Genomic DNA, 441 nt, shown 5'->3' with positions numbered 1-441 from the left:
CTGCAGCTCGACGTGCTGAAGGAACGGCTGAACATCGAATACACGCTGCCGGTGGATTTCGAGATGTCGCGCTTCTCCGTCTGCCGCTGGATCTCGGCCGAGGACAAGGCGGAGGTGCAGCGTTTCATAGAATCGCATCGCGGCGACATCGCCCGCGACCTCGACAACGATCCGGTGTTCCTCGCCCAGCACGCCTTCTCGCTGAACTACGAGGTCGAGCGCTGGAAGGCGATCCGCTTCACCGCCGTGAAAGACTATCAGGTCCGTGACAAGGCGGCGTGAGCGCTGCCTTGCCTTCTCCCCTTGTGGGAGAAGGTGGATCGGCCCGCAGCGCCGAGACGGTTGAGGGGTGTTCCAGCGGAGTGAGACGTTGGCGTTCCCTGGAACACCCCTCATCCGTCGCCTTCGGCGACACCTTGCATAAGCAATGTTGTATGAAGT

At 61.5% G+C, this 441-nt stretch carries 1 pseudogene; it reads left to right on the top strand.

Features of this window, described 5'->3' with window-relative positions:
• Positions 1-282, top strand: a pseudogene (prfC, locus tag E5X34_RS32675) (peptide chain release factor 3); the annotation flags it as partial.
• Positions 283-441: the final 159 nt, after the last annotated feature.

This window comes from Mesorhizobium sp., assembly GCF_004963255.1.
GTDB lineage: Bacteria > Pseudomonadota > Alphaproteobacteria > Rhizobiales > Rhizobiaceae > Mesorhizobium.
This window is presented reverse-complemented; position numbering and strand designations above follow the sequence as displayed.